The 8,037-nt window shown below is 74.4% G+C and carries 1 protein-coding gene; it reads right to left on the reverse strand.

All coding sequences use genetic code 11. The features are described 5' to 3' along the window. A partial coding sequence (locus tag ACFYXC_RS20520) for an SDR family NAD(P)-dependent oxidoreductase (RefSeq protein ID WP_389553513.1) occupies positions 1–8,027 on the reverse strand: 8,027 nt, incomplete at its 3' end. Positions 8,028–8,037 lie beyond the last annotated feature (10 nt).

Genomic DNA, 8,037 nt, shown 5'->3' on the forward strand with positions numbered 1-8,037 from the left:
ACGAATTCCGGCGTCACACCCCACGACTCCACCAGCCGGTACAGCGCCACCTCGATCGCGAACAGCGCGGGCTGCGTGTACCCGGTCGTGTCCAGCAGGGAGCTGTCCCGCGAGCCCTCCTCGGCGAACAGCACCTCCCGCAGCGGACGGTCGAGCCGCGGGTCCAGCAGCGCGAGCACCTCGTCCAGTGCCGCCGCGAACACCGGGAAGCGCGCGTACAGGTCACGCCCCATCCCCGCGCGCTGCGAACCCTGACCGGAGAACAGGACCGCGAGCCGGCGCTCGACGGCACGGCCCCGGGCCACCTCGACAGGGTCGCCCTCAGCGCCGGCCAGCAGGACGACGCGGTGGTCGAAGGAGGAGCGGCCGGTGGCGAGGGAGTAACCCAGGTCGAGCGCGGACGCGTCGAGCGCGGTGACGCGCTCCAGCTGTCCCGGCAGCGCTTCCTCGGTACGGGCGGAGACGGGCCACGGCACGACGCCGGGGGTGACCTCCGGGTCCGCCACCTGCGCCTCCAGGGGCTGCGGCTCCGGCTGTTCCAGGATCACGTGGGCGTTGGTGCCGCTGAGTCCGAAGGAGGACACACCGGCCCGCCATGGGCGCCCGGTCTCGGGCCAGGCGGTCTCCTCGGTGAGCAGGCGGACCGCTCCGGCCGCCCAGTCGACGTGGGTCGACGGCCGGTCGATGTGCAGGGACTTGGGCAGCGCGCCGTGGCGCATGGCGAGCACCATCTTGATGACGCCGGCGACACCGGCGGCGGCCTGGGTGTGGCCGATGTTCGACTTGATGGAGCCGAGCAGCAGCGGCCGGTCCTCGGGCCGGTCCCTGCCGTAGGTGGCGAGGAGGGCCTGCGCCTCGATCGGGTCGCCCAGGGTGGTACCGGTGCCGTGTGCCTCGACCGCGTCGACCTCGGCGGCACCCAGTCCGGCGCTCGCCAGGGCCTGGCGGATGACGCGCTGCTGGGAAGGGCCGTTCGGGGCGGTGAGGCCGTTGGAGGCGCCGTCCTGGTTGATGGCGGAGCCCCGGACCACGGCCAGTACCTCGTGGCCGTTGCGCCGGGCGTCGGAGAGGCGTTCCAGGACGAGCATGCCGACGCCCTCGGACCAGCCGGTGCCGTCGGCGGCGTCCGCGAACGCCTTGCACAGGCCGTCGCCGGCCAGGCCGCCCTGCCGGGTGAACCCGGAGAAGTTCATCGGGGTCGACAGCACGGTGACCCCGCCCGCGAGGGCGAGAGAGCTCTCCCCGCTGCGCAGCGACTGGGCGGCGAGGTGGAGCGCGACGAGCGAGGAGGAGCACGCGGTGTCGACGGTGAGCGCCGGGCCCTCCAGACCGAGGGCGTAGGAGACCCGGCCGGAGATGACGCTGGTGGCCAGGCCGGTGCTCGCGTGTCCCTCCACGTCCTCGCGGGACGTCATGACGAGGTTGGCGTAGTCCTGGCCGGTGGTGCCGACGAAGATGCCGGTGGCGCTGCCGCGCAGGCCGGCGGGGTCGATGCCCGCGCGCTCGAACGCCTCCCAGGAGGTCTCCAGGAGGAGCCGCTGCTGCGGGTCCATCGCCAGGGCCTCGCGCGGGGAGATCCCGAAGAACCCGGCGTCGAAGCCGCCGACGTCGTGCAGGAAGCCGCCGCGGCGGGTGGCGCTGACACCGCGGTTGTCGTGACCGCCGCCGAACAGGGCGTCCAGGTCCCAGCCGCGGTCGGTCGGGAACCCGGTGATGCGGTCCTCGCCACCGGCGAGCATCCGCCACAGGTCGTCCGGGGTGGTGACGCCACCGGGCATCCGGCAGGCCATGCCGACGATGACGACCGGGTCGTCGGCGACGTCGGCCGCCACGACGGGCGTGCCGGTCTCGCCGTGCTCGTCGAGCAGTTCGGCCACCAGGTGCTCGGCGAGGCCGTGCGGGGTGGGGTAGTCGAAGACCAGGGTGGCGGTGAGGCGCAGACCGGTGACGGTGGTCAGTCGGTTGCGCAGTTCGACGGCGGTGAGCGAGTCGAAGCCCAGCTCGCGGAACTCCCGGCCGGGTTCGACGGCCTTGGCCGAGGCGTGCCCGAGCACGGCGGCCGCTTCGGCGCGGACCAGTTCGACGGCGTGGCGGACCCTGTCCTCCGGGGCGAGCTGGAGGAGGTGGCGGGCGAGGTCGGCCGCGGTGCTCGCGCCGCCGGTGGCGGTCGCGGCGGCACGACGGGTGCCGCGTACCAGATTCCGCAGCAGCGGCGGGACGGCTCCGGGTATCCGGGTGTCGCCGGAGGTGGCGCCGATGACGACGACCAGGGGTTCGTCGGAGCCGGTGGCCGTGTCGAAGAGGGTCAGACCTCGCTCGACGGGGAGCGGCGCGGCGCCGGAGGCGGCGATGCGCTGCATGTCCGCCTCGGAGAGCGTGCCGGTCATGCCGGCGGACTGTTCCCAGGCGCCCCAGGCCAGGGACTGGCCGGGCAGCCCCTCGGCCGCGCGGTGCTGGGCCAGGGCGTCCATGAAGACGTTGGCCGCCGCGTAGTTGGCCTGCCCCGCACTGCCCATCACCCCGGACACCGAGGAGAACATCACGAACGCCGCAAGGTCCAGGCCACGGGTCAGCTCGTGCAGGTGCCAGGCCGCATCCACCTTCGGCCGCAGCACGGCCGACAGCCGCTCCTGCGACAGTGATGTGACCACCCCGTCGTCGAGGACGCCCGCGGTGTGGACGACAGCGGTCAGCGGGTGCTCGGCCGGTACGGCGCCGATGAGGGCGGCGGTGGCGTCACGGTCGGCGGTGTCGCAGGCGGTGACGGTGACCTCGGCACCCAACTCACGGAGCTCTGCCGCGAGTTCGGTGGCGCCGGGGGCGTCCGCACCGCGCCGGCTGGTCAGCAGCAGGTGCCGCATACCGGCGGCGGCGAAGCGACGGGCCAGATGCCCGCCCAGAGCACCGGTACCGCCGGTGATCAGCACCGTGCCCTCGGGGTCCCAGCGCGGCGGCATGGACAGCACGATCTTCCCGATGTGCTTGGCCTGGCTCATGAACCGGAACGCCTCACGCGCCCGCCGCACATCCCACACCCGCACCGGCAACGGCCGCAGCACACCCCCGGCGAAGAGGTCCAGCAACTCGCCCAGCAGTTCACCGGTCCGCTCCGGACCCGCCTCACCCAGGTCGAAGGCCCGGTACCGCACATCCCCGACCGACTCCGGGTCACGGATGTCGGTCTTGCCCATCTCCAGGAACCGGCCCCCGGACGCCGTGATCCGCAGCGACGCGTCCACGAACTCACCCGCCAGCGCGTTCAGCACCACATCCATGCCGCGACCGCCGGTGACCGCACGGAACCTCTCCTCGAAACCCACATCACGCGACGACGCGATGTGCTCCTCGTCCAGCCCGAGACCCCGCAGGGTGTCCCACTTGCCCTCACTCGCCGTCGCGAACACCTCGGCACCCAGATGACGCGCCAACTGCACCGCCGCCATCCCCACACCACCCGCACCGGCGTGGATCAGCACCCGCTCCCCCGCCGACAGACCGGCCAGGTCACGGAAGGCGTACAGCGCCGTCAGGAACACCAGCGGCACCGACGCCGCCGTCTCGTCGCTCCACTCCGCCGGGGCGGGGGCGAGGTATCGCTCGTCGACGAGGACCTGGTCCGCGAGGCCGCCGGGCACCATGCCCGTCACCCGGTCGCCGACCGCGAGGCCGGTCACCTCGGGGCCCGCGGCGGTGACGACACCGGCCGCCTCGGAACCGAGCAGCCCGGCCTCGCCGGGGTACATGCCCAGCGCGTTGAGCACGTCACGGAAGTTGAGGCCCGCGGCCCGCACCTCGATGCGCACCTGGCGGCCCGTGGGCTCGTCCAGGGCCTCGGGGGCGGGGACGAGGGCGAGGCCGTCGATGCTGCCCGGGGCGGTGCTGTCCAGGCGCCACGGCAGTCCGGGTACGGGCAGGAGGCCCGCGCCGGTGGTGAGTCGGGCCAGCCGTGCGACCAGCAGGGCGTCGTCCCGTACGGCGAACTGGGTGTCGCCGTCCGCCAGCAGGGCCGGGAGCCGTGCGAGGACGTCGTCGGAGGGGGCGTCCGTTCCGGGGTCCAGGTCGAGCAGGGCGAAGCGGCCGGGGTTCTCGGCCTCGGCGGTGCGGACCAGGCCGTGCGCGGCGGCGGCCGCGAGGTCCCGGACGGTCCCGGGGGCCCCGGCGGCGACGGCACCGCGGGTGACGAAGACCAGGCGTCCGGCGTCGGCGTCCAACTCCAGCCACTGGCGCACCAGTTCCAGGGTGCGGGCGGTGAGGGCGTGGACGGCGGCCGGGGTGTCGCCGTCGGGGCTGTGCAGCGGGACCAGTACCAGGTCGGGGGCCGGGGTGCGGGCGGCGGCCTCGGCGAGACCGGTCACGGGGGCGGGCCAGGAGGCGTCGGCGCCGAGGGTGACCGGGCGTACGGCGGTGGTGGTGCCGTCGTCCGGGGCTGGCACCCATTCCAGGCGGAGCAGTCCGTCCTGTTCGCCGCGGTGCAGGGCGGGGGCGTGCAGTGCGGAGGGGGCGCGCAGGGTCAGCGACTCGGCGGAGAGCACCGGGGCGCCCTCGACGTCGACGGCGGCGATGGACACCGAGTCCTCGCCGACGCGGGCCACGCGGACCCGGACGACGGAGGCGCCGCCCGCGTGCAGGGAGACCCCGGACCAGGAGAACGGGACGAGCTTCTTGCCGTCGCCGAGGCCGGCGAAGCCGACGGACTGCACGGCGGCGTCCAGCAGGGCGGGGTGCATGCCGTAGTACTCGGCGTCGTCGACCTGTGCGGGCAGGGCGACCTCGACGAAGGCTTCGTCGCCGCGGGTCCACACGGCGCGCAGGCCCTGGAAGACGGGTCCGTACTCGGTGCGTTCGTAGAAGCCCTCCAGGTCGGCGGCGACGGCGCCGCGCGGCGGCCAGACGGTGGCGTCGAAGCCGGCGGTGCGCTCGCCCGTGGTCAGCAGGCCGGAGGCGTGTTCGGTCCACCGCTGCTCGGGGTCGTCGACCGTCTGGGAGTAGACGGTGACGGGGCGGGCGCCGCGCTCGTCGGGGGCGCCGACCAGGACCTGGACGACGGCGGCGGAGTTCTCGGTGAGGACGAGGGGCTTGGCGAGGGTGAGTTCGTCGATGCGGTCGCAGCCGACCTGGTCGCCGGCGCGGACCGCGAGCTCCAGGAAGCCGGTGGCGGGGAAGGCCGCCATGCCGCCGACGGTGTGGTCCATCAGCCAGGGGTGCGTCTGGGCGGAGAGGCGTCCGGTGAACAGGACGCCGTCCGTGCCGGCCAGGGAGACGGCGGCGCCGAGCAGCGGGTGCTCGGCGGAGACCAGGCCCGCGGCGCTGACGTCGCCGGCGGCGGCCATCAGCACCGGCCAGTAACGCTCGTGCTGCCAGCTGTAGGTGGGCAGGTCGGTGCGGCGGGCGCCGGTACCGTCGAAGCAGGCCGTCCAGTCGACGTCGACGCCTGCCGTGTGCAGCCGGGCCAGGGCGGTGAGGAGGCAGCGCTCCTCCGCGCGGTCCTTGCGCAGCACCGGTACGGCCACCGTGCCGTGGTCCTCGACGGTCTGCTGGACGAGGGCGGCGAGTACGCCGTCGGGTCCGAGTTCGAGGAAGGCGTTGGCGCCGGCGTCGGTGAGGGCGCGGATCCCGTCGGCGAAGCGGACGGTCGCGCGGACGTGGTCCACCCAGTAGTCGGGGCTGGTGAGCAGGTGTTCGTCGGCGAGGGCGCCGGTGACGTTGGAGACGACCGGGAGGAGGGGTTCGTGGTAGGTGAGGCTCTCGGCGACGCGGCGGAACTCCGCGAGCATCGGTTCCATGAGCGGCGAGTGGAAGGCGTGACTGACCGTCAGGCGCTGGGTCTTGCGGCCGTCGGCGGCGAACGCGGCGGCGAGGGCGAGGACTTCGCACTCCTCGCCCGCGAGGACGACGGAGTCGGGGCCGTTGACGGCGGCCAGGGCGACACCGGCGGTCAGCCGCGGCGCGACCTCGGCCTCGGTGGCCTGCACGGCCACCATGGCGCCCCCCGCGGGCAGTTCCTGCATGAGGCGGGCGCGGGCGGCGACCAGCGTGCAGGCGTCCGCCAGGGAGAAGACGCCCGCCACGTGCGCGGCGGTGATCTCCCCGATGGAGTGGCCGGCGACGAACTCGGGGGTCACACCCCATGACTCGACCAGGCGGTGGAGGGCGACCTCGACGGCGAACAGGGCGGGCTGGGTGCAGCCGGTGGTGTCGAGGAGCGCGGCCTCGGGGGTGCGGCGGCCGGCGAACAGCACCTCGCGCAGGGGGCGTTCGAGGTGCGGGTCGAGCAGTTCCAGGACCTCGTCGAGGGCCGCCGCGAACACCGGGAAGCGCGCGTACAGTTCGCGCCCCATCCCGGCACGCTGTGAGCCCTGGCCGGAGAACAGCACCGCCAGGGAGCGTTCGGCGGCGTGCGCGCGGGCCGCCTCGGTGCGGACACCGTCGACGCCGGTGAGCAGGACGGCGCGGTGCTCGAAGGTGGAGCGGCCGGTCGCCAGGGAGTGGCCGATGTCGAGGGGGGTGGCGCCGGTGAGGGCGGTGAGCCGGGCGATCTGGTCGTCGAGGGCGGCCTCGGAGCGGGCGGAGACCGGCCACGGCACGACGGCCGGTACGGCCACCGGTTCGGGCTCGGCCGAGGATTCCGGCGCCGGGGCCGGTTCGGCCTGTTCCAGGACCACGTGGGCGTTGGTGCCGCTGATGCCGAAGGAGGAGACGCCGACGCGGCGGGGCCGTCCGGTCTCGGGCCACTCGGTGCGGTCGGTGAGCAGCCGGACGGATCCGGAGGTCCAGTCGACGTGCCGGGAGGGGCGGTCGGCGTGCAGGGTCTTCGGCAGGACCCCGTGGCGCATCGCCATGACCATCTTGATGACACCGGCGACCCCGGCGGCGGCCTGCGCGTGGCCGATGTTCGACTTGACGGACCCGAGCAGCAGGGGGCTCTCCGCGGGCCGGTCCTGGCCGTACGTGGCCAGCAGGGCCTGGGCCTCGATGGGGTCGCCGAGCGGGGTGCCGGTGCCGTGCGCCTCGACGGCGTCGACGTCGGCGGGGGTGAGGCCGGCCGCGCCCAGGGCCTGGCCGATGACGCGCTGCTGCGCGGGCCCGTTGGGTGCGGTGAAGCCGTTGGAGGCGCCGTCCTGGTTGACGGCGGAGCCACGGATCACGGCGAGGACGGGGTGGCCGTTGCGGCGGGCGTCGGACAGCTTCTCCAGCAGGAGCACGCCGACGCCCTCGGACCAGCCGGTGCCGTCGGCGTCGTCGGAGAAAGCCTTGCAGCGGCCGTCGCCGGCCAGTCCGCCCTGGCGGCTGAACTCCAGCAGCGAGCCGGGCGCCGACATCACGTTGACGCCGCCCGCGAGGGCGAGGCCGCACTCGCCGGCGCGCAGGGCGTGGGCGGCGGCGTGCAGGGCGACGAGCGAGGAGGAGCAGGCCGTGTCGACGGTGACCGCGGGGCCCTCAAGACCCAGGGTGTACGACAGCCGTCCTGAGGTGGCGCTGGCGGCGATGCCGGTGCCGATGTCGCCGGTGGCGTCGCCCAGGGAGCGGATCAGGAGGTACGCGTAGTCCTGGCCGTTGGTGCCGACGAACACGCCGGTGGGGCTGGAGCGCAGCGACCGGGGGTCGATGCCGGCGCGCTCGATCGCCTCCCAGGAGGTCTCCAGGAGGAGCCGCTGCTGCGGGTCCATGGAGACGGCCTCGCGCGGGGAGACGCCGAAGAACGCGGCGTCGAAGTCGGCGACCGAGTCGAGGAATCCGCCGCGCTGGCTGACGGAGTGGCCGCGGGCGTCGACGCCCGCGTCCCGCAGCGCGTCCAGGTCCCAGCCGCGGTCGGTGGGGAAGCCGGAGACGGCGTCGGTGCCGGAGGAGACGAGGTCCCACAGGTCCTCGGGGGAGGTGACGCCTCCGGGGTAGCGGCAGCTCATCGCGACGATCGCGATGGGCTCCGAGGCCGCGGCGGCGAGTTCGCGGTTCTGCCGCCTGAGGCGCTCGGTCTCCTTCAGCGAGGCCCGGAGAGCTTCGACAACTTTTTCGCTGGGCGTGGTCATGGTAGCTCCG

Source organism: Streptomyces sp. NPDC002701 (genome assembly GCF_042889045.1).
Taxonomy (GTDB): Bacteria; Actinomycetota; Actinomycetes; order Streptomycetales; family Streptomycetaceae; genus Streptomyces.